Annotated in this window: 24 protein-coding genes; 4 read left to right on the top strand and 20 right to left on the bottom strand. The window is 62.9% G+C overall.

Annotation, left to right across the window (positions count from 1 at the left end; all coding sequences use genetic code 11):
* A complete protein-coding gene (locus EH165_RS07895; protein ID WP_239020480.1) occupies positions 1–2,508 on the bottom strand; it encodes a DNA translocase FtsK in 2,508 nt (835 codons plus the stop codon).
* On the opposite strand from EH165_RS07895, the gene EH165_RS16155 reads away from it, so the two are divergent.
* Positions 2,501–2,725, top strand: a complete 225-nt coding sequence (locus EH165_RS16155) for a hypothetical protein (RefSeq protein ID WP_239020481.1) — start codon at positions 2,501–2,503, stop codon at positions 2,723–2,725. The two genes, EH165_RS07895 and EH165_RS16155, sit on opposite strands and share 8 nt — an antisense overlap.
* 82 nt (positions 2,726–2,807) lie before the next feature.
* Here the strand turns inward: EH165_RS16155 and EH165_RS07900 are convergent, their stop codons facing one another.
* From EH165_RS07900 to EH165_RS07920, 5 genes are all read right to left on the bottom strand, one after another.
* The gene (locus tag EH165_RS07900; protein ID WP_239020482.1) at positions 2,808–3,134 is read right to left on the bottom strand and encodes a DUF952 domain-containing protein; all 327 of its coding nucleotides are present in this window, start codon (positions 3,132–3,134) and stop codon (positions 2,808–2,810) included.
* A gap of 11 nt (positions 3,135–3,145) precedes the next feature.
* A complete protein-coding gene (locus EH165_RS07905; protein WP_164479159.1) occupies positions 3,146–4,885 on the bottom strand; it encodes a ribonuclease J in 1,740 nt (579 codons plus the stop codon).
* Positions 4,882–5,805: a 4-hydroxy-tetrahydrodipicolinate synthase gene (gene dapA, locus EH165_RS07910; protein ID WP_124798985.1), complete on the bottom strand. Its 924-nt coding sequence runs from the start codon at positions 5,803–5,805 to the stop codon at positions 4,882–4,884. Before dapA ends, EH165_RS07905 begins: the two co-directional genes overlap by 4 nt.
* A gap of 157 nt (positions 5,806–5,962) precedes the next feature.
* Positions 5,963–6,610, bottom strand: a complete 648-nt coding sequence (locus EH165_RS07915) for a TIGR03085 family metal-binding protein (protein ID WP_124798986.1) — start codon at positions 6,608–6,610, stop codon at positions 5,963–5,965.
* A gap of 15 nt (positions 6,611–6,625) precedes the next feature.
* Positions 6,626–7,183, bottom strand: coding sequence for a ferritin (locus tag EH165_RS07920; protein ID WP_124798987.1), 558 nt, complete (start codon positions 7,181–7,183; stop codon positions 6,626–6,628).
* A gap of 154 nt (positions 7,184–7,337) precedes the next feature.
* Here EH165_RS07920 and EH165_RS07925 point away from each other — a divergent pair, with 154 nt between their 5' ends.
* Entirely contained in the window at positions 7,338–7,859 is a 522-nt protein-coding gene (locus EH165_RS07925; RefSeq protein WP_124798988.1) for a toxin-antitoxin system HicB family antitoxin, read from the top strand.
* A gap of 7 nt (positions 7,860–7,866) precedes the next feature.
* Positions 7,867–8,817, top strand: a complete 951-nt coding sequence (locus EH165_RS07930; protein ID WP_124798989.1) for a DUF4097 family beta strand repeat-containing protein — start codon at positions 7,867–7,869, stop codon at positions 8,815–8,817.
* 21 nt (positions 8,818–8,838) lie between these two features.
* Here the strand turns inward: EH165_RS07930 and EH165_RS07935 are convergent, their stop codons facing one another.
* Positions 8,839–10,251, bottom strand: a complete 1,413-nt coding sequence (locus EH165_RS07935) for a gamma-glutamyltransferase (protein ID WP_206425860.1) — start codon at positions 10,249–10,251, stop codon at positions 8,839–8,841.
* A 193-nt stretch (positions 10,252–10,444) separates the two neighbouring features.
* Here EH165_RS07935 and EH165_RS07940 point away from each other — a divergent pair, with 193 nt between their 5' ends.
* The gene (locus EH165_RS07940; RefSeq protein WP_124798990.1) at positions 10,445–10,981 is read left to right on the top strand and encodes a GNAT family N-acetyltransferase; all 537 of its coding nucleotides are present in this window, start codon (positions 10,445–10,447) and stop codon (positions 10,979–10,981) included.
* Positions 10,982–11,013: 32 nt separating this feature from the next.
* On the opposite strand, the gene EH165_RS07945 is transcribed toward EH165_RS07940, so the two are convergent.
* The 13 genes from EH165_RS07945 to EH165_RS16500 all read right to left on the bottom strand — a co-directional run bounded on the left by EH165_RS07945 (position 11,014) and on the right by EH165_RS16500 (position 25,190).
* On the bottom strand, positions 11,014–11,466 hold the full coding sequence (locus EH165_RS07945) for a tetratricopeptide repeat protein (RefSeq protein WP_124798991.1): 453 nt from the start codon (positions 11,464–11,466) through the stop codon (positions 11,014–11,016).
* 25 nt (positions 11,467–11,491) lie between these two features.
* Positions 11,492–12,250 carry a 4-hydroxy-tetrahydrodipicolinate reductase gene (dapB, locus tag EH165_RS07950; RefSeq protein ID WP_124798992.1) on the bottom strand — a complete coding sequence of 253 codons (759 nt, stop codon included), beginning with the start codon at positions 12,248–12,250 and terminating at the stop codon, positions 11,492–11,494.
* A 111-nt stretch (positions 12,251–12,361) separates the two neighbouring features.
* Positions 12,362–13,699 carry a M16 family metallopeptidase gene (locus EH165_RS07955; RefSeq protein ID WP_124798993.1) on the bottom strand — a complete coding sequence of 446 codons (1,338 nt, stop codon included), beginning with the start codon at positions 13,697–13,699 and terminating at the stop codon, positions 12,362–12,364.
* Positions 13,700–13,721: 22 nt separating this feature from the next.
* Positions 13,722–15,932 (bottom strand): polyribonucleotide nucleotidyltransferase, encoded by a 2,211-nt coding sequence (locus tag EH165_RS07960; protein WP_124798994.1) that lies wholly within the window; start codon positions 15,930–15,932, stop codon positions 13,722–13,724.
* Between the two features lie 373 nt (positions 15,933–16,305).
* Entirely contained in the window at positions 16,306–16,575 is a 270-nt protein-coding gene (gene rpsO, locus EH165_RS07965; RefSeq protein ID WP_124798995.1) for a 30S ribosomal protein S15, read from the bottom strand.
* Between the two features lie 166 nt (positions 16,576–16,741).
* Positions 16,742–17,677, bottom strand: coding sequence for a bifunctional riboflavin kinase/FAD synthetase (locus tag EH165_RS07970; RefSeq protein ID WP_124798996.1), 936 nt, complete (start codon positions 17,675–17,677; stop codon positions 16,742–16,744).
* A gap of 39 nt (positions 17,678–17,716) precedes the next feature.
* Complete coding sequence (locus tag EH165_RS16160) at positions 17,717–18,199, bottom strand: hypothetical protein (protein ID WP_422392108.1); 483 nt, start codon at positions 18,197–18,199, stop codon at positions 17,717–17,719.
* A complete protein-coding gene (gene truB, locus EH165_RS16165) occupies positions 18,097–18,714 on the bottom strand; it encodes a tRNA pseudouridine(55) synthase TruB (RefSeq protein WP_239020484.1) in 618 nt (205 codons plus the stop codon). The genes EH165_RS16160 and truB overlap by 103 nt, the downstream gene beginning before the upstream one ends.
* Positions 18,715–18,720: 6 nt before the next feature.
* Positions 18,721–20,145 (bottom strand): MFS transporter, encoded by a 1,425-nt coding sequence (locus EH165_RS07980; RefSeq protein ID WP_206425861.1) that lies wholly within the window; start codon positions 20,143–20,145, stop codon positions 18,721–18,723.
* Positions 20,146–20,147: 2 nt separating this feature from the next.
* Positions 20,148–21,170: a DHH family phosphoesterase gene (locus EH165_RS07985; protein ID WP_164479160.1), complete on the bottom strand. Its 1,023-nt coding sequence runs from the start codon at positions 21,168–21,170 to the stop codon at positions 20,148–20,150.
* A 21-nt stretch (positions 21,171–21,191) separates the two neighbouring features.
* Positions 21,192–21,779, bottom strand: a complete 588-nt coding sequence (gene rbfA / locus EH165_RS07990; RefSeq protein ID WP_124798998.1) for a 30S ribosome-binding factor RbfA — start codon at positions 21,777–21,779, stop codon at positions 21,192–21,194.
* Positions 21,780–21,863: 84 nt separating this feature from the next.
* Positions 21,864–24,710, bottom strand: a complete 2,847-nt coding sequence (infB, locus tag EH165_RS07995; RefSeq protein ID WP_124798999.1) for a translation initiation factor IF-2 — start codon at positions 24,708–24,710, stop codon at positions 21,864–21,866.
* 87 nt (positions 24,711–24,797) lie between these two features.
* Complete coding sequence (locus tag EH165_RS16500; RefSeq protein ID WP_124799000.1) at positions 24,798–25,190, bottom strand: YlxR family protein; 393 nt, start codon at positions 25,188–25,190, stop codon at positions 24,798–24,800.
* Between the last annotated feature and the right edge of the window lie 41 nt (positions 25,191–25,231).

Here is a 25,231-nt window from a genome sequence, read left to right on the forward strand (position 1 = left end):
CTAGTCGATCAGGTCGGGGACACCCTCGTCGGCTTCGGTGCCACCGCGCAACATGAACATGATCGAGTCCAGCTCGTCCGGCCGGACGAGTACCTCGCGCGCCTTAGACCCCTCCGACGGTCCGACAATGCCTCGGTTCTCCATCAGGTCCATCAGGCGACCGGCTTTGGCAAATCCCAATCGCAGCTTGCGCTGCAGCATTGATGTTGAGCCCAGCTGAGAGGTGATTACCTGTTCCACCGCGAGAATCAGAATTTCCAGGTCGTCGCCGATGTCCGGGTCCACCGCTTTGGACGCATCCTGTTTCACCTTGGTGACGCCGTCGGTGTAGTCCGGGGCGGCCTGTTGTTTGGTGAACTCGACTACCTCGGCGATTTCCTCATCCGAAACGTAGGCGCCCTGGATTCGAGCTGCCCGACCCGCACCCATCGGCAGGTATAGCGCATCGCCCATGCCGATCAACTTCTCGGCGCCAGGCTGATCAAGGATGACCCGAGAGTCCGTCAGCGACGACGTCGCAAACGCCAGCCGTGACGGAACGTTGGTTTTGATCAGGCCCGTCACCACATCCACCGAGGGCCGCTGCGTCGCGAGTACCAAGTGGATTCCCGCCGCACGCGCCTTTTGGGTAATCCGGACGATGGCCTCCTCAACATCCCGTGGAGCCGTCATCATCAGGTCGGCGAGCTCGTCGATGATGCCGAGGATGTAGGGGTAGGGCCGGTAGACCCGTTCCGAGCCGGGCGGCGCAGTTATTTCGCCATTACGCACCTTGCGGTTGAAGTCGTCGACGTGCCGCACCCCGTGCGCGAGCATGTCCTGATAGCGCTGCTCCATCTCCTCCACCAGCCACGCCAAGGCTGCAGCAGCCTTCTTAGGCTGGGTGATGATGGGCGTGATCAGGTGCGGGATGCCTTCGTATGGCGTCAATTCGACCATCTTCGGGTCGATCAGGATCATCCTGACCTCGGCCGGGGACGCCCGTTGCAGCAACGACACCAGCATGGAGTTCACGAATGACGACTTGCCGGAGCCCGTGGCACCCGCGACGAGAAGGTGCGGGGTTTTGGCCAGATTCGCCGTCACAAAGCCGCCCTCGACGTCCTTGCCGAGGCCAATGACGAGCGGATGGTGATCCTTGCGCGCGTTGGGGTCGGCCAAGACGTCTCCCAAGCGCACCATCTCGCGGTCCGTGTTGGGGACCTCGATACCGACCGCGGATTTACCAGGGATGGGTGCGAGAAGCCGCACCGATTCCGACGCCACCGCGTACGCGATGTTGCGGGCCAGGTTGGTGATCTTTTCGACCTTGACGCCGGGACCAAGCTCCACCTCGTACCGGGTAACGGTCGGGCCTCGGAGATAGCCGGTGACCCGCGCATCGACGCTGAATTGTTCGAATACGGTCGTCAACCGTTCGATCATTTGATCGTTAGCAGCCGACTGTGTCTTCGGCGGAGCGCCGAGCTTCAAGATCGTCGACGGTGGGAGTCGATAGTCCCCTTCAACGACGCGATCGAGCGAGAGCTGAACGGCTTCGGCGGCTGTGTCCTCCGCCTGCATCGCGGAAGCCGGAATGGCCATCGCAGGGGCCGGGATAGCTGCACGGGGCCGCACTTTGGGCAACACCAGCGTCGGGGTTTCGGGGTCGTCGTGTTGGTAGGGCTCTGAATCAGATTCCGGCTCGTAAGCAGCAATGGCAGCCTGCCGGGTACGGGCTGCTCGGCCGATTCGCTCTGTTGGTAGTGGCGCGTAGGACGGAGTTCCTCGTCCCGCATATCCTTCCTCGTCGAATCCGTCGACAGGCTCAAACTCGTCGGAATCCTGCGGCCGCTGGTCTCGATCGACGCTGTCGCTATTTTCTTCGGGCCGATGACGGTAGCCCCGCATCCAGTCGTAGGCATCCAAGAAACGGCCTGGCACCTCTTTGACGGGCGTCGCCGTGACGACCAGGAGGCCAAAGATACTGAGCAACACCAGTACCAAGATCGCGGGAACGACGGTGAGTCCGGCGTAGAGCGGCTGTCCGATCAGCCAGCCTAGGACGCCGCCGGCAGTCTTTCGCAGTGCGGCGGCCGGGGGCACCGGATCTTCAGCGTTGATCAGCGCGATGACATGACAAAAGCCAACAGTGCTGATGCCGATAGCGGCCCATCCGATGACGCGCCGGGCAAGGTGCTCACGGTGTGCAACAGTTCGCATCAGCACCACGGCAAGTACCAGCAGCATCACTGGGAAAGCGACAGCAGCGGCGCCGATCCAGACGCGGACAGCGTCATCGACGAGGCGACCGACCGGGCCAGCTCCGCCCCACCACGTTCCAAGCGCTGTGATGATGGCCACTGCCACGAGCCCTAGAGCGAGGCCATCGCGTCGGTGAGCGGGGTCGAGGTCGCGAGCCGCTCCTGCGCCCCGCCCTAGGCCGCGGGCCAAGCCACCGAGACCGCGAGCAATCAAGCGCCAGATAGCGGCGCAAGCGCGCCCGAGCGCTCGCACGGTGGTGAGCACGGGCGATGGGCCGGTGCGGACAGGTGTTGGCCGACGGCTGGCGGTGGTCCGTCCGGTAGATGCACGAGGGCTGGCCTTTGCTCCGGCGCCAGCAGTCGATCGGCGTGGCGCGGTAGAAGAAGTGCCTCCCGAGCTCGCCCGAGTGCGGGGTTTGGCTGCTGCGGGGGTCCGCGGGCGTGCGGGTGTGGTGCTCTTTCCGGCCATGGCCGAAGCCTAATCCCACCAGTACCACTGGTCTCGTAAGCCACACCGTCACAGGGCAAACCGTGACAGGGCAAACCAAGATACGGGCCCACAGTTCAGAGCTGAGCGCCCCCATCGGCGTTGATCGCCAACTGGCGCACTTCCACTACTGCAGCCAGCGGAAGCGGACCATAAAGGTGCGGGAACAATTCGGTGCCACCAGAGGTGTTCTCGGCAACCACCGGCAGATCCAGCAGGTCGGGGTCCACCGTCAGCAACACCACGGGCTCGGTAACCCTCGCCCAGTACCGCTGCAGCACCCCTGGCAATTGGTGGGAGTAGCTGAAGTGGAGATAGCCTTCGGATTCCAAGGTCATCCCGCGGCCCGAAATGGCATGGCGCCCTAGGGCTTCGGACTGTTTCCAGTCCGAAGCCAACGTCACGTGGTAGATCATCAGACGGTGATGATGGTCGGGATGATCATCGGGCGACGACGATAGGTGTCGCCCACCCAGCGGCCCACTATGCGGCGCACCGCCTGAGCGATGCGATGCGGGTCAACGATTCCGTCGTTTTCGCTCCGCGCGAGTTCCATCTCGACTAGCGGCACCACGGCGTCGAGCGCGTTGGGGTCGTCTGAGAATCCGCGCCCGGAAACGGTGGGCGGAGATACTGCCCGGCCGGTCGTAGCATCGATCGCTACGGTGACGGAGATAAAGCCGCCCTCGCCAAGCACGAGTCGATCCGAAAGTGTGGCGTCTCCGACATCGCCGACCGAGTTTCCATCAACGTAGACGTGGCCGACCTCGATCATTCCGACCACCGACGCCTTGCCCTTTATCAGGTCGACGACAACCCCGTCGGGCGCCATCAGGATCCGGTCCTTCGGAACACCCGTCAGCGCGGCGAGCGCGGCGTTGGCGCGCAGGTGCCGCCATTCGCCGTGTACCGGAATCACGTTCTTGGGCTTCACAGCGTTGTACAGGTACAGCAGTTCGCCGGCCGACGCGTGTCCGGAGACGTGGACCTTCGCCATGCCCTGATGAACTACCTGTACGCCGATGCGCGCCAATTCGTTGACGACGGTGAAGACCGAGGTCTCGTTGCCGGGGATCATCGACGAGGCGAGAATGACGGTGTCGCCTGCCACCAGGTTGACCTGGCGGTGATCGCCGCGAGCCATCCGGGACAGCGCCGACAGCGGCTCCCCCTGCGAACCTGTGGAGATCAACACCACCTTGTCCGGTGCGAGGTCCAAAATCTTGTCCATCGACCGGATCAGGCCATCAGGCACCGTCAGAAAGCCGAGTTCCTGGGCGATTTGCATGTTGCGGACCATCGACCGGCCCACGAACGCGATCTTGCGACCGTGCCGCTGCGCCGCGTCCACCACCTGCTGGATCCGGTGAACGTGGGAGGCGAAGGATGCGACAATGACACGCTGCTTTGCCGAGGCGATGAAGCGGTCCAAGACGGGGCCGATTTCGCGCTCGGGCGCAACGAAACCTGGGACCTCAGCGTTGGTGGAGTCGACCATGAAGAGGTCGACACCTTCTTCGCCGAAACGGGAGAAACCGCCCAGGTCAGTCAGCCGGCCGTCGAGTGGCAACTGGTCGAGTTTGATGTCGCCGGTATGCAGCACAGTGCCAGCTGGGGTGCGGATTCCCACAGCCAGCGCATCCGGGATGGAGTGATTGACCGCGAAGAACTCCAGGTCGAAGGCTCCAACGGACAGCAAATCGCCTTCGCGGACCGTCTGTAGCTTCGGGTTGATCCGGTGTTCCTTGCACTTCGCGGCGATTAACGCATTGGAGAACGTCGCGCCGAGCACGGGGAGGTCACGGCGTAGGCGCAGCAAAAACGGCAGCGCCCCGATGTGGTCCTCGTGGCCGTGCGTAATAACGACCGCTTCAATATCCTGAACCCGGTCTTCGATGTAGCTGAAGTCCGGCAGGATCAGGTCGACGCCGGGTTCGGTCGCCTCCGGAAACAGCACGCCACAGTCCACGATCAGGAGCTTGCCCCGGTATTCGTAGACCGTCATGTTGCGGCCGATCTCGCCAATCCCACCCAGCGCCACGATCCGCAGTGCATCCTTAGCGAGCTTCGGCGGTGTCACCAATTTCGGTTTGACCGGAGCGCTCGGCGCGTTCTGGTAGTTATTTCCTCGTGCGTTGTTGCTCGACGAGCTCATACAGATTTTCCGATCTTTGCCAGGTCACTGGCGATGAGTTCGATCTGGCCTTGGGTGGCCGGGATCTGGGGCAGTCGGGGGTCCCCGACATCCATCCCCTGCAGCCTCAGGGCTGCCTTTGCAAAAACTAATCCGGCGCCGCCGCCGCAGCGGCCCATCGCCTGGTGTCCGGGCATCATCGCGTTATGCCACGTGCGTGCCGAGGTGAAGTCGCCCGCATTCGCCGCATCCACCATTGCTCTGATGTTGTTTCCGAGTACATGGGCCAAAATGCTGACTACGCCCACCGCTCCGACGCTCATCCACGGCACGGTGAGGTTGTCGTCTCCGGAGTAATAACTCAAGTCGGACTGCGTGATCACCTGAGAACCTGCGTATAGGTCGCCCTTGGCGTCTTTGACGGCGGTAATTCGGGGGTGCTCACTGAGCCGCAACAGGGTATCGACCTCGATCGCGACGACCGAACGCGGCGGGATGTCGTAGAGCATTACGGGAAGTTCGGTCGAGTCAGCGATGGCGCTGAAGTGCGCGATCAGCCCAGCCTGCTGTGGGCGGGAGTAGTAGGGGGTCACGAGCAGCAGTCCATGTGCGCCCGCGGCTGCAGCCTGCTGCGCGAGCGTCAGGGAGTGCGCGGTGTCGTAGGTGCTTGCGCCAGCAACAATGGTGGCCCTATCGCCCACCGCCTCTACGACCGCTCTGATCACCGCCACCTTTTCGGCGTCGGTAGTGGTCGGGCACTCGCCGGTGGTCCCGTTGAGAACCAGACCGTCGTTGCCATGGTCCACCAGGTACGTGGCCAATTCGGCAGCGGCAGCGAGATCAAGGGTGCCATCGGAGTCAAACGGAGTGACCATCGCCGTCAACGTGGTGCCAAAAGGATGACCGGGGCGGCCTGCGGGACCCGCGTGCAGGGTTGTCATAGCCCCTTACGCTACCGGGATTGGCTCAGGCTAAAAACCGCCGCGCCGTGCCCAGCAAACACTGGTTCGGTAACGAGCGCCCGCTGCAAACTTTTGCGGCATGGGTGCCAACGGCGCCAGAATCTACCGGCCTCCAGCTGCCGACAACTGCGGGCCATCAGCTCTTTGCAAGGGATTTCGCTAGCGTGGCCAGAGCATCCGGATCGCCCTCGAGTCGCACGTGGCATTCCGTGCGGCGGCCACTCGCCCACAACAGCAACTCCACCGGCGCGCCGTGCAACACCACATGCGGTTCTCCAGAGTGCAGTGTCAGCGGCCTGCCGTCCGGTAGTCGCCCGGTGATGCCCACTCCATGATTGCGAAAGCCCCAGCTAAACGGGGGCGAGGTCAACATTTTGACGATGACGGCCGTGGTCGCCTCGTCGAACTCCCTCGGCTGCCAGTTCTTCGCACCGCGGAGAACATCCTCGTGGTGGATAAGATATTCACCGGAGTTCATCGCCTTATCCACGGCGTCGATCCTGATCGGACTGAGGCCTTTGGGTCCCGTTCGAAACATCTCTACTTGTTCGGTCCACGGCAGCGTGGCGTATCCGCGCGACACTCGGGCCGTCCAGAACGCAAATGGCTTCACAAACATCCCGATTGCCGCGTCGGGTCGACGCTCTCGCATTAAAAGATGCAGAAGCAGATCAGAAGTTTGCCAACCTGCGTTCAGCGTCGGCTGGTCCGGACCCACCTTGTCGAACAGGTCGGCTAGGAGTGCACGTTCTGACTGGGCCAAGTTCACAGAAGAAGTGTTCATACCTTCGAGGGTAGGTTACAGCGCTCCGCCCGCGGCCGAGGGCGCGTCCGCATCGGGTACGGAAGCATTGAGCGACTCCCGGGCGAGATAGGTCTCTACGTCAAACCAGTCGTCGCCAGCGCGCTGCGCGATCGTCAAAAGTGTTGTGATGGAGGCGATTTCCTCCACCTGTTCCTTCAGGAACCACAGCATGAACTGCTCGCCCAGGTAGTCGAATTCTGCTCGGGCCGCGCCGAAGAGTGCCTTAATCTGCTCGGTTACGGCATGCTCCTGGGAGAGCGCCAACTGGATCGGCTCAACGATGTTCGCAAATTCGTTGATTACCTCGCCCACTGACGGAATCACGACGGGCATGTCGCGGTCGAGCATCCACTGCACCAGCATCATCGCGTGGTTGCGCTCTTCCACCGACTGGGCATAGAAATGGCTTGCCAGCTCCGGCAGGTCGTGCGAGTCGAACCAGACTGCAATAGCGATGTACTGCTGACTCGCCGTGAACTCGTTGCGAACTTGATCACTCAGGAGGTGGTAAAACTTGCCGGCTGTGGGAGAGGTATCGGAAGCATGGGTCATGACAGTGACAGTATCGGCCGCCGAAGGGCATGGCCACCCAATCAGCTCACCCAGGGTGTACCAGCGCCGACGGCGTCACACATGACGTCACTCCGAATGCAAATGGCGCAAAAACACTCTTGCACGACGTCATTAGTGATGTCATAGTGGTGTCATGGACCTCTCCCAATACACACAAGCCCTGCGCGACGACCTACTCTCCGCCGCCGCCGCAGGTGATGAAACTACCCGGCACAGCGCCGTCATTCTGGCGGCAGCCATCGAACCAGCTGCCCGTCTTGCCATTCTCAATGCCCTCGCAGATTTCGCCGGCGAGGTCACCGCACAGCTCGCGGACACCTCGGTAGAAGTACGCCTGCAGGGACGGGACGTCCGAGTTGCCGTCGAGCGTCGTCCCTCCGCTGACGAAACACCCAAGCATGAAGAAGCCTCGACGGATCCCCTTGACTTCTCGCGGGCATTCGCCGAAGCGGGAGGCGATCTCTCCCGCACCACCGTCCGGATGTTCCAAGAACTCAAGCTCCAGGCGGAGCGGGCCGCCAACGACCAGGGCCTCTCGCTCAACTCATTTATCTCGCGAGCAGTAGCCGACTCGATCAAGGGTCCGCAACGTTCGAAAGACACCGGTCGGACCGGGAAATCGGGCTCTTCCTTCACTGGTTTTATTCAAGGATGAGTGCCCGATGGTCAACCCGGTAGTGAAATCATTCCTCACCCCCGCTCCCATCTTCTGCGAGATCCGGAACGCTGCAGGCGACATCACGATTAATCTCGCCGAGGTTTCCATGACGACAGTGGAGATCATTCTTGTCGGCCCGAGTGTTCAAGGACTCGGCTTCTTGGAAGACATGGTGAAGACCATGAGCCGCTGGGGCGGCCGAGCGGCCCCGAGTTCCCCGTTCGCCCCGAATTCCGGAAACGACACCGATCCCGCAGAAAGAGCGACGGTGGTGTTCCACGAAGCTAGTAACGCTGATTCCCGTGCTGGTAGCGCCGAGGCTGCTCCCGCGACGCAACTTGGCGTTCTGGTGGTAGACACCGCTGCCGCACGCTCCATCGGGCATCAGGCCTTCAGCGTCAGGGTCACCGCACCCATGAACTCCAGCATTCGAGTGCACAGCGAATCTGCAGACGTCAGCATCTCAGGACGTGCGGATCTTCTCCAGGCACGCAGCACTTCTGGGCGGATCGACGCTGATCAGGTAGCCGGGAACGCCGTCATCCAGACGACCTCAGGCGGGGTTTCGGTGCAGCGACTAGGCGCCGATCTCGATCTGCGGAGCGTGTCTGGAAAGCTGCGAGTGGGCTTCGTGGGCGGCAACACCACCGTTGTCACCACCAGCGGGGATGTGAAATTCGACAGGGCCGAGGGTGACATAACGGTGCGCAGCGTCTCCGGAGACGTCATCTTTTCGCAGGTATGCGGCGGCCGGAGCGAGATTGTTGGCGTATCGAGTGAAATCTCTATCGGAGTTCGCAGCGGCACTCGGGCGCAGGTGGACCTGATCAGCTCCAACGGCGCCGTGAACAGCGACTTTGACCTCTCCGATCTTCTTGATGATGCGGAGATTTCTATTCAGGCGCGGACCCACTCCGGCAACATCCGGCTGAGCTCCAGCGCGAACGTGGCATGACTGCACGTTGGTGGCGCGACTTCACAGCAAAAGTGCGAGTCCGCCCCGGCGCGGGTCGGCACTGGGGCCGGTGACGCTAGCGGCGGATACCCCACCAAAGTAGGGTTTCGCCCCATCCCAATGCCGCACGTCGTAGGCGGCAGCAGCGAGGGCTTCGGCGACCCCGGGCGCGAACCCGGGCTCGAGGTGCACCGTGGAACCGCCGACGGCCAGTCGCGGTCGGGCGATCGCTTGGGGCAACTCCATGCCTTCAACCAGTACAGAGCCCAAAACCTGCAACAGGGCGGCGCGGATCCGGCTACCGCCGGCCGCGCCCCCCGCGAATACCAACTCTCCGCGTGCGTTGGTAGCAACCAGTGGCGACATCATCGATCCCATCCGCTCTCCAGGAACGAGCGCTCCACGGAGCAGCTCTCCCTCGCCGAGCATCGAATTGCCGTGTACGCCCGCTACCCAGATGCCCGATCCGAGACCCAGCGAATGTGTTGCGGCGCAGGCATTCCCATCCCTATCGACTGCGACCACCGAGGTGGTGTCGCTGCGGACAGCCTGCCCTTGTAATGCAGCTACCAGGGCGAGTGCTCGGCTAGCGTCATCGGCGCGGAGGGCTTCCTTGTCGAGTCTGGCCAACGTGCCGGCAACATCGTCAAGATCATTTCCCCGCAGGTGGAGGGTGGCGTCCCCAAAGTCGACGGTTCGCGGCTTCCGGGTCTGTGATGTGTAGCTGGCCATATCTAACAGCGAAAGCGCTCCCCCGTCCTCCCGTACGGCGGCGACGAAAGCATGCCCAAACGCGCCTGTCATCAGGCCTTGTGCGCCGGACTCCAGCAGGATGTCCAGCGTTGCAGCCAAGCCAATATGCATCAGTTGATCGTCGGCGGATAGCAATGTTGTGCTTCCATCCGGCGCTGCCACCACGTACGCGTCCGCGCCCGCACCTAGCACCATGGCGGCCGCCACATCCCGCAGCAGGTCCGCGTGCGCGGCAACAAAACTCGAACCAGTCAGAGCGAGATCGCGGGCGGGCATCACCACCTGCGCCCACGGCAACCGGCCATGCGCCCGGTGCAGTGCTTCCACCCCGACCGGGGTGCCGGGAACTGCGACGGTGGCGCCGCCCACGTCATAAGGGACCGCTACCCCACCGAAACTAACCGAGATACCCCGCCCAGCAGCAGGTGTGGACCCGTCGAGACCAGGGACGGCAACAAAAAAATCGTGGCACGTGACCTCGCCAGAATGCGCGTCGAAATGCGTGGCGAATCCGCCCCCACCCAGGCCGGTGAAGATCGTCTCCGATACGCATCCCGCAAGGATCATCGCGGCCACCGAATCACCGGCGCTGCCGCCGGCGGCCAACACAGCCCGGCCGATCCGGGCGGTGTCGGGATGGCCTGCGGCGACCCCTGCCGGCATCCGATTGTGCGTGCTCATTCCCTGCGTGCTCATTCCCTGCGTGCTCACCGACCGAGAGTATCGCCTCACCGGCAGTCGCTGTCTCCGATCAGCCCCCACCGCCACCGTGATCGGCTCACCTGAGCCCACCGGTGCATCTACCGTCACGGGCTTGGCCCTAAGCTGCCAGTCAGCACCGCAACGAACCTTCAATGAAAGCGAGACGCTCCCGATGGCGCAAGCAGAGGTCAGGCCGGCCATCGCCGGCGACGGGCTCGCCATTGCGAGTATTCAGTTGGAGATCTGGCAGGCCGCGTTCGCGCATCTGTTACCTGCTCAGACTCTCGAACTGCCGCCAGCCACCCTCGCCAGCGCGTGGACGCAAGCGCTCAGCGCGGACCGCAGCGCAGTTCAGGTCGCCGCCGAAGGCAGGCAGATGACGGGATTTGTCCATGCCCTGCTGGCCTCCTCCGACGACGACCCTCTGGGCATCACGGCGCCCGTGGGCGAAATACGGGTCCTGTACGTACGCCCAGCGTGGGCCAGACGCGGGCACGGCGGGCGTCTCGTCGCTGCCGCAGCGGGGTACTTACGCGCTCTTGGCGCCAGCGACGGCCAGTGGTGGGTACCGGAGACCGATGCTGCCACCGCGAGCTTTGTCGGTTCCATCGGGTGGCAGCAGTCCGGCGAGGCAAGAATTCTCGACACTGGCAAGACGCAGATGCGTGAGGTTCTGTGGGTGGGGAGCTTGGACCTCGCCGTTGGTTAAGAAGTAGGAAACTCAGCGTTCTCGCGCTGCGGCTACGAAGTCTCCTTGGCGTAGCGCAGTTCGATGGCTTTCCGCATCGAACCGCGCGCCCGTTTGCGGTCTCCAGCCACGTCATAGGCGTCCGCTAGCCTGAACCAACTGCGCCAGTCATCTGGGGCGGCCTCAGCCTCATGGCGGAACACGTCAAAACGCTCTGCGGCAGCCTTTTTGTCGATCCGCCCGGATGGCGTGGTCGGGAGGTCCGACGCTTCCGGCAAACCGCCCTGCGCCGCCAACTCGCGGCCCATATGTTGCGTGCGCCACCCAAATCGCAATTCGAAAGCGAGGAGAACGGCGCCGACAATGGGGAGCAACACTGCCGCAACCGCGAGACCCCATCCGACAACCGTTCCTTCGCGGATAAAGATTAGTGCTTTGTCGCCGATCAACACGAAGTACAAGATGAGTACCACGGTCAACACACCAACGGTGATCTTGGCCTTCAAAGCTGGCTCCCCGAGGCAATCACGATCAGTCCAGACCGAGCAGCGGTTCGAGGCCCACCGACAGGCCGGGGCGCGACGAGACCGCACGGATCGCCAGCAGTACCCCCATCATGAAGGAACTGCGGTGCAGCGAATCGTGGCGAACAGTCAGTGTTTCGCCTTCGCTCCCGAAGATGACCTCCTGATGAGCCACCAAACCCGGCAGACGGACGGAATGCACGTGCACGCCGTTGACGACAGCCCCACGGGCGCCACCCGTATCGGTCACCGTGGCATCGGGGATAGCGCCGAGGCCAGCGGCCGTGCGGGCCTCACCAATTTCCCGTGCGGTCGCGTTGGCAGTGCCCGAAGGTGCATCGACCTTGCCCGCGTGGTGCATTTCGATGATCTCAACGGAAGAGAAAAAGCGCGCAGCCTCGCGAGCCATGCGGCCCATCAGCACGGCGCCGATCGCGAAGTTAGGCACGATGAGAACGTTGACGTCCGGCTTGTGCTCAAGCCAGCCCCGGATGGTGTCGAGGCGTTCGTCGGTAATCCCGGACGTTCCCACGACAATGTGAATGCCTTGATCGATAGCAAATCGGATGTTTTCCATCACCACACCCGGATTGGTGAAATCAACCACCACCTGCGAGCCAGCATCAGCAAGAGAGAACATCCAGTCTCCGCCATTGACGGTGGCGACCAAATCGAGATCGCCTGCCGCATCCACCGCTGCGCACGTTTCCGCGCCCATCCGACCGCGGGCGCCAATGACGCCAACCCGCAGGATCTCCTCCGTCATACCGACCACCGTTCTTGTCGCTCAGCGACATAATCCCCACGCTTGTGGTTCATCTTTCTCACGCTTAACCAAGCGCGCTGCCGCGGCCTCCCGCGACAGCAAAAGGCACCGCTAGCGCTTCACCATCGAGGTCAGCACCTTGGGCAAATTCTTCGTTTTTGCATAGGGGCCCACCACCGCAGCAGAGATCGGAGCAATCAGTACCTCGTTCAGCACGGCGAGAATGTCGTCCTGGCTAACTGCCCGAATGGCATCAATCTCGTCCTGCACGCTCCGATAACCGTTGCGCACCAGGATGTTCTTACCGATTCGGCTCATCCGCGACTCGTTGTCCTCAAGGCCGAGGATCATCGAACCCACCATCTGGCCCTTGGCCCGGGCCAGCTCTTCGACCGATAGCCCACCGCGCGCGCGATTGAGTTCGGCCTGGATGACGGTCACTACCTCGGCCAGGTTTTCCGGCTGACAGCCGGCGTAGATCGAGAACGATCCAGCGTCTGCGTATGCGGACGAGCTCGAGTAACAGGAATAGGCCAGACCGCGTTCCTCGCGGATGGCGCGGAACAATCGCGAGCTCATCCCGCCGCCGAGCGCCGTGTTGAAGACTCCGAGCGCATACCGCCGCGGGTCATGCCGGGACAACGCCGGCGATCCCACGCACAGGTGCGCCTGCTCCGTGTCCCGGTCTATCAGTGCGAGCGAGCCCGTCCCCGAGAGCCGTCCCGGGTTCTTAGTGCGTGGCACCGCGGGCAGGCTTTCGGGTTCGAGAAAGTTCTTGAAAGCCCTCTTCACCCAGCGCACCACGTCGGCGTGCACCACTCCGCCCGCGACCGAGACCACCATTTTCGACGGTGTGTACCGGCGGTGGTAGTAGCTGTTGATCTGTCGCCGCGTCATCGATTCGATAGTCTCGATGGTGCCGATGACCGGCTCGGCAAGCGCTGAGCCAGCAAACACCGAGCTCGCAAAGAGGTCGTTGAGTACATCTTCGGGATCGTCATCGCGCATCGCGATTTCTTCCAGGATCACCTGCCGCTCGGTATCCACATCGGCAGGGGTAATAGTGGCATCGAGAACCACGTCACACACCAAGTCGACCGCCATCTGCGCCTCGTCAGCGAGAACGTGCGCAAAGTAGCAGGTGTACTCGTGGGAGGTGAAGGCGTTGAGCTCGCCGCCCACCGCGTCGATGGCCACCGAAATGTCGGCGCCGCTGCGAGACTTTGTACCCTTGAACAGCAAATGCTCGAGATAATGCGACGCCCCGGCCAACGCTGGGTTCTCGTCGATTGATCCAACGCCCACCCAGATGCCGACCGAGGCGCTACGGGAGCCGGGGACGCTCTCAGTGATCACCCGTAAACCACCGGGAATCTCTGAAAGCGTCACCGTCCCGCCGTCAGCAGAACGTTCCAGTACACGGGCGCGCCGGTAACCAGTCGATGTCATCTGCTGTTTATTCGTATCTTTTTCAGTTGGCCGAAACGTCTTCGGCAGGCGCGGCGTTGTCGGCCGATGCATCAACGGGCACCAACGAGATTTTGCCGCGGGCGTCGATCTCTGCGATCTCCACCTGCATCTTGTCGCCGACGTTGACGACGTCCTCGACCTTGGAGATCCGCTTCCCGCTGCCGAGCTTGGAGATGTGAACCAGACCGTCGCGGCCCGGCATCAACGACACGAAGGCACCGAAGGTGGTGGTCTTCACAACAGTGCCGAGGAAGCGTTCGCCGACCTTGGGCAGCTGCGGGTTTGCGATCGAATTAATGATGTCGATCGCTGCCTGAGCGCTCTCGCCCGAGGCTGCCGACACGTACACGGTGCCGTCATCTTCGATGGCAATATCGGCACCGGTCTGCTCGGTGATCGAGTTGATCATCTTGCCCTTCGGCCCGATGAGCTCGCCGATCTTGTCGACCGGGATCTTCACCGAGGTGATCCGCGGCGCGTACTGGCTCATCTCGTCGGGCTCGTCGATGGCTTCGCTCATGACGTCGAGAATTGCGAGACGGGCATCCTTGGCCTGCGCCAAGGCGCGAGCCAGGACATCAGACGGGATACCGTCCAGCTTGGTGTCCAGCTGCAACGCCGTGACGAACTGGCGGGTACCTGCGACCTTGAAGTCCATATCGCCGAACGCGTCTTCGGCGCCGAGGATGTCGGTCAGTGCGACATAGCGGGTCTCGCCATTGACGGTGTCGGAAACCAGACCCATCGCGATACCAGCGACCGGCGCCTTGAGCGGCACACCAGCGTTGAGCAACGACATGGTCGAGGCGCAGACCGAACCCATGGACGTGGAACCGTTGGAGCTCAATGCTTCTGAGACCTGGCGGATCGCGTAGGGGAACTCCTGCTTGGAGGGCAGGACAGGAACCAGCGCGCGCTCGGCAAGTGCGCCGTGGCCAATTTCGCGACGCTTCGGGGAACCGACGCGGCCGGTTTCGCCGGTGGAGTACGGCGGGAAGTTGTAGTTGTGCATGTAGCGCTTGCGCGTCTCCGGCGACAAGGTATCCAGCTGCTGTTCCATCCGCAGCATATTCAACGTGGTGACACCAAGAATCTGGGTCTCGCCGCGCTCGAACAACGCCGAACCATGGACGCGTGGCAGGTAGCCAACTTCGGCAGACAGGGTCCGGATGTCGGACAACCCGCGGCCGTCGATGCGAACCTGCTCGGTAAGGATGCGCTGGCGAACAGCCTTCTTGTTGACGCTGCGGAATGCGGCGCCCAGCTCACCTTCGCGGCCGGCAAACTGCTCACCCAGCGCTGCGATGACGGAAACCTTGATCTCGTCGAGCGTGGATTCGCGGTCCTGCTTGTCGGCGATCTTCATTGCGTCGCTGACCTTGTCGTACGCAACTCCGGCGACGGCGTCATAAGCATCGCTCTGGTAGGGCGGGAAGAGCTTGAAGTCGCCGGTGGGCTTGGCGGACTTCGAAGCCAGCTCCTGCTGGGTCTCACACAGGATGCGCAGGAACGGCTTTGCCGCTTCCAGGCCCTGGGCGACGATCTCTTCGGTGGGCGCCGTGGCGCCACCGCCGATGAGTTCGATGGTGCGCTCGGTGGCTTCGGCTTCGACCATCATGATCGCGACGTCGTCGCCCACGATGCGGCCGGCGACGACCATGTCGAAGACCGCGTCAGCCAACTGGCTGTGGGTCGGGAATGCCACCCATTGGCTCCCGATCAACGCGACGCGGACGCCGGCGATCGGGCCGGAGAACGGCAGACCGGCAATCTGGGTGGAGGCGGAGGCCGCGTTGATCGCCAGCACGTCATACAGGACCTCGGGGTTGAGGGCCATCACCGTGATAACAACCTGGATCTCGTTGCGGAGGCCGTCAGCGAACGACGGACGCAGCGGCCGGTCGATCAGCCGGCAGGTGAGGATTGCGTCTTCGGACGGGCGTCCTTCACGGCGGAAGAACGACCCCGGGATGCGGCCCGCGGCGTACATCCGCTCTTCGACGTCGATCGTCAGCGGGAAGAAGTCGAACTGATCCTTCGGGTGCTTACCGGCGCTGGTGGCCGACAGCAGCATGGTGTCCTCATCGAGGTAAGCGGCAACGGAGCCTGCGGCCTGCTGGGCGAGGTGCCCGGTTTCAAAGCGGATGGTGCGGGTGCCGAACGAACCATTGTCAATGACTGCGGTTGCGCTGTGGGCGGTGATGTCTGACATGTATCTCCTCGATACGACAACTGCCAGCTCCTGAAGCCACGTAATCCTAGGCAGTGATTCAGAGAAAACATCTGCCGAAAAGCTGTGCCGATCATCGATCGAAGCCGCCGGAACTTCCCGCAAGGCCCAGTGCGAATTCAGTGGCCTGCTGGTTTCCGGTAGCCACTACCGAGGACCGGCCGACATGGCCTCCCGGTGGGGGCCAATCGGATGTCTGTGGTTCGGAGCGGCAACTTCGCCGCCGTGTGCGACGAAGTGGTGATGCGATTTACCAGTGGCCGCGATGGGCGCAGCCCTTGGTCAAGCTGTGCTGGATGCTAGCGGTCAGCTATATTGCCTTCCGCTAGCGTCCGGCGTGCGGGAAAGCGCAGGATTAGCGGCGCAGTCCGAGTCGCTCGATCAACGAGCGGTAACGCATGATGTCCACGCCCTGCAAGTAACGCAGCAGGCTGCGTCGCTTACCGACCAGAATCAGCAGACCACGACGTGTGTGGTGATCGTGCTTGTGCTCCTTGAGGTGCTCCGTCAGTCCGGAGATCCTCTTGGTGAGCATGGCGACCTGGGCTTCGGGTGAACCGGTGTCGGTGTCGTGGACGCCGTACTCGGTCAGGATTTCTTTCTTCTGTTCGCTAGAAAGCGGCACAGTTTTCTCCTTGGAACTCTTGTACCGTGATGGCCCGCACCGAACAGGTGAGTCGGGGGGTAGACGGTATCGGCAACCACGGACTGCAGCCGAACCCGTAGCTAGTCTAACAGCGCACTCTGGTTCGACAGCTATGCGGCCCGCGCGAGCCGCCTGTTCCCGTGGCCTAAACGGGGCTGGTCCCGAGAATTTCGTGGGTCCGAGCGATATCGCGGTCAATTTCGGCCATCATGAGGTCCACCGAGTCGAACTTCCACATGCCCCGGAGCCGTTCGACGAAGTCGAGTCCGATTCGTCGGCCGTAGAAGTTCGCTCCGTCGCGAAGGACAAACGCCTCCACCCGACGCTCATGGCCTTCGAAGGTGGGGTTGGTCCCGATGGACACGGCCGCCGGCGAACGTCGGCTGCCCAGGTTGAACCATGCTGCGTACACACCGTCGGCGGGGATTGCAGCATGCGGGGCGGCGTCAAGGTTCGCGGTGGGAATACCCAGGCCGGTTCCGCGGCCGTCACCGTGCACGACCACACCCTCGAGACGATGCTCGCGCCCCAGTGCAAGCGCAGCGGGCCGCATATCCCCGGCGGCGACACAGGCGCGAACGAAGGTAGAAGAAACCCGGAGGCTGCCATCGCCGACCAGCGGCACCCCTTCGGCAACAAATCCCCAGCGTGCGCCCAAGTCTATGAGCGTGGACAGCTCCCCAGCACCCTTGTGGCCGAACCGGAAATCCTCCCCGACAACAACGCCAGCCACATGCAGCCTGGCGACCATTATCTCGTGGATAAAGCTGGTCGCCGAAGTTGATGCCAGCGCCAAGTCAAAAGGCAGAACGCAAAACACATCTGCGCCCAATTCCTCGACGAGTTCGGCCCGGCGACGCAAACTTGTCAGCTCGGCCGGGTGGCTTCCAGGCCGCAGCACCTCGGAGGGATGCGGATCGAACGTAATCACTACCGACGGCAAGCCCATTTCCTTGGCTCTCGCCACCGCGGTCCTGATGATCAGCTGGTGCCCCCGGTGAACGCCGTCGAAAACTCCGATGGTTGCCACGCAGCGGCCCCACCCGGTGGGGATGCTGTCCAGCCCGCGCCAACGTTGCACCTGCTGCTCCTTCGTCGTTGAGACCTGCACTCACACCTTCTAGTGTGCCTGCCACACCATGACCGCTTTTGCCGATCCGTGTTCTTCGGCCATGAGCGCAAGAAACCTTTCGCCGCTCTGATCCAACACCGCGTACGTACCGGGCAGCCCGACGGCGCCTAACGCTCGCCCGTAACCGATATCGGTCTCCTCCTCGGGGGCGGCGAGTCGCACGTCGAAACTAGCCCGAGCGACCTGCGCAGGCCCGATGATGCGATCGTTCACCAAGTCGCGGAGCGCTGGGTCGACCGGGACGCGCGGTGCCCGAACTTCTCGCACCGCCGGGGGCGTGGAATGTTTCGCCGGCGGCGGGTCAGCGCCATAAATATCTGCCGCGGCGGCTACGTTGAACGCCCCGATGCGGGTGCGCCGCAGCGCGGTCAAATGCCCTCCGACCCCCAAGCTCTCGCCGAGGTCACGGGCCAGCGCGCGGACGTAGGTTCCGGTGGAGCAATCCACTCGGACATCGATATCGAGCGCCACCGGCTGTCCATCTGTCTCGATGCGCCTGGGCTCCCCAGCATCACAAATTCCGAGACAGTGACAGGCCGCTCGGCCAGCGTCACCTCCGCGCCTGATCGCACCAATTCGTAGGCCCGTCTCCCGTCCACCTTGATGGCCGACACGGAGCTGGGTCGTTGTGCGATGTCGCCAGTGAGCGGACCGATCGCAGCCTCGATATCGGCCACCGTAATCGCCGACGCGTCAACGTGAGCGAGGATCTTCCCCTGTGCATCCTCGGTGCTGGTCTGCTGGCCCAACCGGATTGTCGCGACGTACGACTTGTCTTTCAGCGCCAGATGCCCCAGTAGTTTGGTGGCCCGTTCCACCCCAAGAATTAGCAGCCCGGACGCCATCGGGTCGAGCGTGCCGGCGTGCCCAATCTTCTTGGTGCCCAACACATATCGAGCCCGAGCCACCACATCGTGGGACGTCGGCCCGATGGGCTTGTCCACCAGGAGCAAGCCGGGCACTGGGGTGTTTTGGTTGGCAGACACGAGGTATTACTGTGCCACGTCCGGGGCCGAGCTATCGCCCGAGGCCTCGGCAACTGCGGTTGCTTCCTGCACCAAATCGAAACGGTGACGACGCATGGCGAACGGCATGGGCTTGCCTGCTGCCTGCGCCGCGAACACTGCTGCGCGCACACGAATCCACCACACGGTGAGCCGGAAAAGACCCCACGCGGTCAGCAGCGCGACGGCGCTGAACGCCCAACGAAACGCGGTGGCGGAGGGCTGGGCTGCACCGGGCTCGACAATGTCCAGGATAAGACCGACAGCCAGAACCTCGATCACAATCGCAATAAACCCGCCCGTGTTGACCAGCCCTGTTGCCGTAGAGATTCGGTGCCGCGGGTTGTAGTCCCTGGCCAACATGAACGCCACCATGGAGGCAGGTCCACCGCAGGCCAAAGCAAGGATCACGACGACCAGCACGGGAACTGGCGGGTGGCCACCGGGCCACAAGATGAGGGTGAGCCAGCTGACGAGGCAGGTAATCGTCACGCCAAAGGCGAGCGGAGTCCGGATGGACGGCCGGCGACCGATCAGTGTTCCCACCGTCAACGATCCGATCAACTGCCCGACAACAAGGACCAACACCAACGATGACGAAGTGCTCGATGACAGACCCAAACCCTGGCTCAGGTAGGGAAACCCCCACAGAACACCGAACGTGGTAGGTCCGCTCATCGTTGAAAAGTGGACCCAGAATCCCAGGCGTCCACCGGGTTCTCGCCAGGCACGCCTCACCTCGAGCAGCACCCTGCGGCGCTGTTCCGGCACCCCCACTGAGCCACGCCCTGCTGCCTGGGCCGTCACTACGGCGTTCGCGCCCTGATACGGCGCCGCGGCTGCAGGCTTGAGCAACAGCGCTGCGTAGGCCACCGACAGCCCGCCCGCCACGAGGAACGTCGGGGTCCAGCCGTAATCGCGCAATAACGCCGTCATGGGCAGGGTCGCTATCACGTTGCCGGTGACGCCAAAAAGGCCCGTCAACGCGGTGAGCATGGAGTACCTCTTCGCCGGAAACCAGCCGGCAGCCAGGCGCAGCACGCTCAGGTAGGCCAACGCGTCGCCGCAACCTAAGACCCCCCGCGCCAACAGGGCCAGTGGATAGTTAGGAACGAGCGCAAAACAGATCTGCGCTATTCCCAACGTCAAAGTAGAGGCAAGAAGCACTCGTCGGGGACCAAATCTGTCCACCAGGACTCCCGCCGGAACCTGCATCAACGCATACAGCGCGAGTTGGAGCGTGACGAAAGTAGCAAGTTGGGCGGGCGATATTGCAAAGCGCTGCTGCGCTTGGGGACCGGCAACGCCCAGTGACGTGCGGTGGAAAACCGCTAGGAGGTACACCCCTGCTCCTACGGCCCAGACAAGAAACGACCGAGATCCCATCGCGGGAGTGGTCGCGGTGCGTGTCACAGTCAGCGAGCCGGCTCTACCGATTGCAAAACGCTCATCAACTCAGCGAGCAAGCTCTCAACGTTCCCCGAGAAGCTGTATCCCGCTGACCGCGGATGGCCGCCGCCGCCCAGCTCTGTTGCGGCGCGACCCACATCGAAAGTGGTTTTTGCCCGCAACGACACCTGCCACATCAGTGGCGCAGTTTCTTTGAAGACCGCAGCAATCTCCGCTTCACCGGTGGTCCGAACGATGTCGATGATGGAATCAAGGTCTTCCATTCGCAAACCGTCTGAGTCGGCTTCGGAAACTTTGACCCAGACCATTCCCGCGCCGTGCGCCACCTCCGGCAGCAATGTCGCACTCTTCAACGCGCACGAGAGCATCGCCAACCACCGGAATGGGTGCGTGTCCATGATGGGCCGCATCAAGGACTGCGGTTCGGTGCCCGCGGCAATGAGCCGGGCGGCCAGCAGGTGGCTTGGCGCTGTGGCGAACCTAAAGTTCGCAGTGTCGGTAGCTAAGCCCGCGTAGAGGTTTGCCGCGATGTCTGCGGTGATTTCCGCTTGCATCTCATCGAGTACCTCGACTACCAACATAACGTTGGCGGCCGCGCTTGGGTCGATGAGTTGAATCTGCCCGAATCCGGGATTCGAGGCGTGATGATCAATACAAATGCTTACCGGGGCGGCATCAAAAAGATCAATCAGGTGACCTAATCGTTGCCGGGCACCCACGTCAACGCTCACCACGAGCTGTGCATCCACCGGCAGATCCGACGGGGTCACGATCAACTCTTGGCCGGGCAATGTGCGCAGCGACAGGGGGATTTCCGCAGGGCGGTCAAAAGATACCCAGACTTTCGTGCCTCTAGACCGCAGATGCAGGCCCAGCGCCAGCGCACTGCCTAACGCGTCCGCATCGGGGTTGCTGTGTGCCAGCAATACGACCGATTCGGCGGTCCGGAGGGCGGCTGCCACTGCACTGACCGCACTGTGAACTACCGGACTTCCCTCGGCTTCAGGCGTCAGCGCAGCGGTGGTCATTGTGGTCTCCATAGGCCGAACTCAGCGGACTCGGGCCGCGATGTCGTCATAGGCGCCTGATGGTCCTCTGTGGTCTGTTCCGTCATCAGAATCGACCATGCTGCGCTGTTCGGCATCGCTTTCTTTCGCACCCTCGGTGTAGTCATCAGGCAACACGCCATCGTCGCCCTCGTCATCAGGGTCGCCGGAGACTCTGGGTACCTTATACGGGTCTGCGTCGCCGGCGTAGGCCGCCGAAGCAGCTTGAGCAGCGACAGCAGCGTCCGCAGCACGGGCCGCGCTGAGCAGATCATCCATCTGGCGCGCCGTATCCGGCACGCGGTCAAGAATGAATGCAAGGGTGGGGGTGAATTTGATTCCAGTCTGCTTGCCGACCGCACTCCGAAGAACGCCAGTGGCGCTGTGAAGTGCAGCAGCGGTCGATTCGACGTCGAGTTCATTGCCGTACACCGTGTAATAGACAACGGCTTCGCGCAGGTCCGGCGTCACAGTCGCGGCGGTGACGGTGATCATCGCTAGCCTTGGGTCCTTGACGCCGTGGCCGAGTTCGGTAGCCACAATAGCGGCGATTCTCTTGGCCAGTCGCCTAGCGCGTGCAGCATCAGCCATGGCTGAGGTCCCTCCTCGGTAGTGATAAAAAGCCGGTGCGGGCCAGCAGTAGATCTGTGGCCCGCACCCACTTCGGTACTGGAACTAGACGCGCGGCTTCTCGCGAATTTCGTAGGTCTCGATGGTGTCCTCGACCTCGATGTTGTTCCAGGTACCCAATCCGATACCGCACTCGAAGCCCTCTCGGACCTCTACTGCGTCGTCTTTGAACCTCTTCAACGAATCAATCTTCAAATCGTCGTTAATGACGACGCCGTTGCGCAACAGACGAGCCTTGGCGTTGCGGCGGATTTCACCATTGCGGACGATGCTACCTGCGATGTTGCCGTACTTGGAGCTGCGGAAAACCTCGCGGATCTCAGCCGAACCCATGGCAACTTCTTCGAACTCTGGCTTCAGCAGACCCTTCAGGGCCGCCTCAATCTCATCGATGGCTTGGTAGATCACCGTGTAGTACCGGATGTCCACACCTTCGCGGTCGGCCAGCTCCTGGACGCCACGAACAGGCTTGACGTTGAAACCAACAACAATCGCCGAGGTGGTCGCAGCCAGGTTGATGTCGTCCTGGGTGATTCCACCGACGCCGCGGTGGACCACCCGAAGGTTGACCTCGTCGCCGACCACAATCTTCATAAGCGAATCTTCCAGGGCCTCAACGGTTCCGGAATTGTCGCCCTTGATGATCAGCGTCAGGTTTTCGATCTTGTTCTCCGCCAACGCGGTGCCCAAATCTTCCAACGTGATGCGACGACGGTTTGCCACCTGTGCCTTACGAGCACGGGCTTGCCGCCGCTCGGCGATCTGGCGAGCAACGCGATCCTCTTCAACAGCGAGGAACGAGTCACCGGCACCAGGTACCGAGGTCAGGCCAAGGACCTGAACCGGACGAGACGGCAAGGCTTCGTACACGTTCTCACCGTGGTCGCCGAGCATGGCACGAACACGACCGTAGGCGTTACCCGCCACAATCGAGTCACCCACGCGCAGCGTTCCGCGCTGTACCAGGACGGTCGCGACGGAGCCGCGGCCACGGTCAAGGTGGGCCTCAATAGCAACACCCTGGGCTGGCATATTCGGGTTGGCTCGCAGATCCAAAGCAGCATCTGCGGTGAGCAGGACCGCAGCAAGCAGACCGTCAATATTGATTCGTTGACGCGCAGACACCTCGACAAACATCGTGTCCCCGCCGTACTCCTCGGCGACCAAACCATATTCGGTCAGCTGCTGGCGGATCTTGTCCGCATTCGCGCCTTCCTTATCGATCTTGTTGATGGCGACCACGATCGGCACATCGGCAGCCTTCGCGTGGTTGATGGCCTCTACTGTTTGCGGCATCACGCCGTCGTCAGCTGCGACCACCAGCACCACGATGTCGGTCGACTTAGACCCACGGGCACGCATAGCGGTGAACGCCTCGTGACCGGGGGTATCGATGAAGGTAATCAGCCGCTCATTGCCGCCAAGCTCGGTAGCCACCTGGTAGGCACCGATGTGCTGGGTGATCCCGCCGGCTTCCTTATCCATAATGTTGGTGTGCCTAATGGCGTCCAACAACCGGGTCTTTCCGTGGTCGACGTGACCCATGACGGTCACCACCGGTGGACGAATCTGGAGGTCGTCTTCGCCACCGTCGTTCTCGCCATAGGCAAGATCGAACGTGTCGAGCAGCTCGCGATCCTCTTCGTCCGGTGAGACGATTTCGATCTCGTAGCCCATCTCGCCGCCGAGCAACTCCAACAAATCGTCGGACACCGACTGCGTGGCTGTCACCATCTCGCCGAGGTGGAACAGCGCCTGCACCATCGAGGCCGGGTTGGCATCGATCTTGTCCGCGAAATCAGCAAGGGATGATCCCCGGACCAACCGAATGGTGCTGCCGTTGCCACGGGGAAGCGTGACGCCGCCCACCGACGGTGCCTGCATGTTGTCGAATTCCTGCCGGCGCTGCTTCTTAGATTTGCGTCCCTTACGCGAAGGGCCACCTTGGCGACCAAAGGCGCCAGCTGCTCCACCGCGGCCACGTGCGCCCCCGGCTCCACCGCCGGGACGACCGCCGCCGCCGGTGCTCGGCGCGCCAGTACCTGGGGCGCCGCCGGTGTTGCCGCGATATCCGCCAGCAGCGGGAGCGCCACCTGGTGCACCGCGGTAGCCGCCAGCGCCGGGCGCGCCACCGGGGCGCGGGGCCCCGGTTCCGGGACGCCCGCCGGGTGCACCGGGGCGAGGTCCGCCCGGTCCAGCGGGGGCTCCGGGGCGGACTGATGGAGCAGCGCCAGGCGCTCCGCCCGGGCGGGCTTGCGGAGGACGGGGTGCGCCGGGCACTCCGCCAGGTCGGGTCGGGGCTGGCCGACCGCTGCCCACGCCGAACGGGTTGTTGCCAACACGGGGCGGGCGTGGTGCGCCGGGAACGCCGCCGAGGCCACGGGCCGCAGCGCCGTCGCCGCTTGCAGCGGCTGGAGCCACCGGCTCGCGGAACTCAGGATTCGATACCGGAACAACCGGAACTGCCGGTGTTGGCACCGGAGCCGTTACCGGAGCGGGTGCCGCAGCCGCAACAGCCGCGGGCACTGCTGGCGCTGCGGGCTTGGGAGCTGCTGGTCGCGGGCCTGGAGCTGCTGGTTTGGCAGCGGCTGCTACCGGAGCTACTGCAGCGTCGCTAGCTGCAACAGGAGCGGATTTTGTGGGTTCCGCAGTCGGCTGGGTTGCCACGGATGCCGGTGCTGCCGCTGCGGTCGTCGCTGCTGGAGCTGCCGACTTGGCAGGAGCGGTTTCGGCAACAGGGAATGCATCGCGCAGTTTCCGAACTACGGGTGCTTCCACTGTCGAAGAGGCGCTCTTGACGAACTCCCCCAGCTCGCTCAATTTGGTCAAAATCTCTTTGCTGGTCGTTCCGAGCTCTTTTGCGAGCTCATGCACTCGGGCCTTGCCTACCACTGCTCTCCTTATGGGTGAGGCCGGGCGGCATAGCTCGCCGAGCCTCTAGTTGTGCTGGTTGGTTCTCATCGGTGCTTCACAGCGTGCTCACGATGGGTCGGACCTGCTTCCTTCTTCGTCAGCGGCGCCGCGGGATGCGGTGTCGTCTGCCTGTTCCGGGTCGACCTCGACGAGGTAGTTCCGGACACTTCTGGTGAAATCCTCGCCTATGGAAAGGACGTGTTCTAGCCGTAGGGCCCGCACAAATGCCCTCCGCTTGACCGCTGCGTCGAAACAGTGACGCCGCGGATGGACGGAAGAACCTCTGCCATACAGAACCTTCCCAAGGTCGGGTACAAGTACGCCGCCCTGGCAGACCACACGGAGTAACGATGTGGCGCTGTCACGCTTGCGACAGCCGACGCAGGTCCGTAGAGGACCCACATTCGACGCTTCGGAAGGTGCCGGCGCCGCGTCTGGAAATTCCGCTCGGGCCACCATCAGACTCTACCTCCCTCGACCGACACACCGACACCGCTTGA

Origin of the sequence: Nakamurella antarctica, from assembly GCF_003860405.1 — a bacterium.
GTDB lineage: Bacteria > Actinomycetota > Actinomycetes > Mycobacteriales > Nakamurellaceae > Nakamurella > Nakamurella antarctica.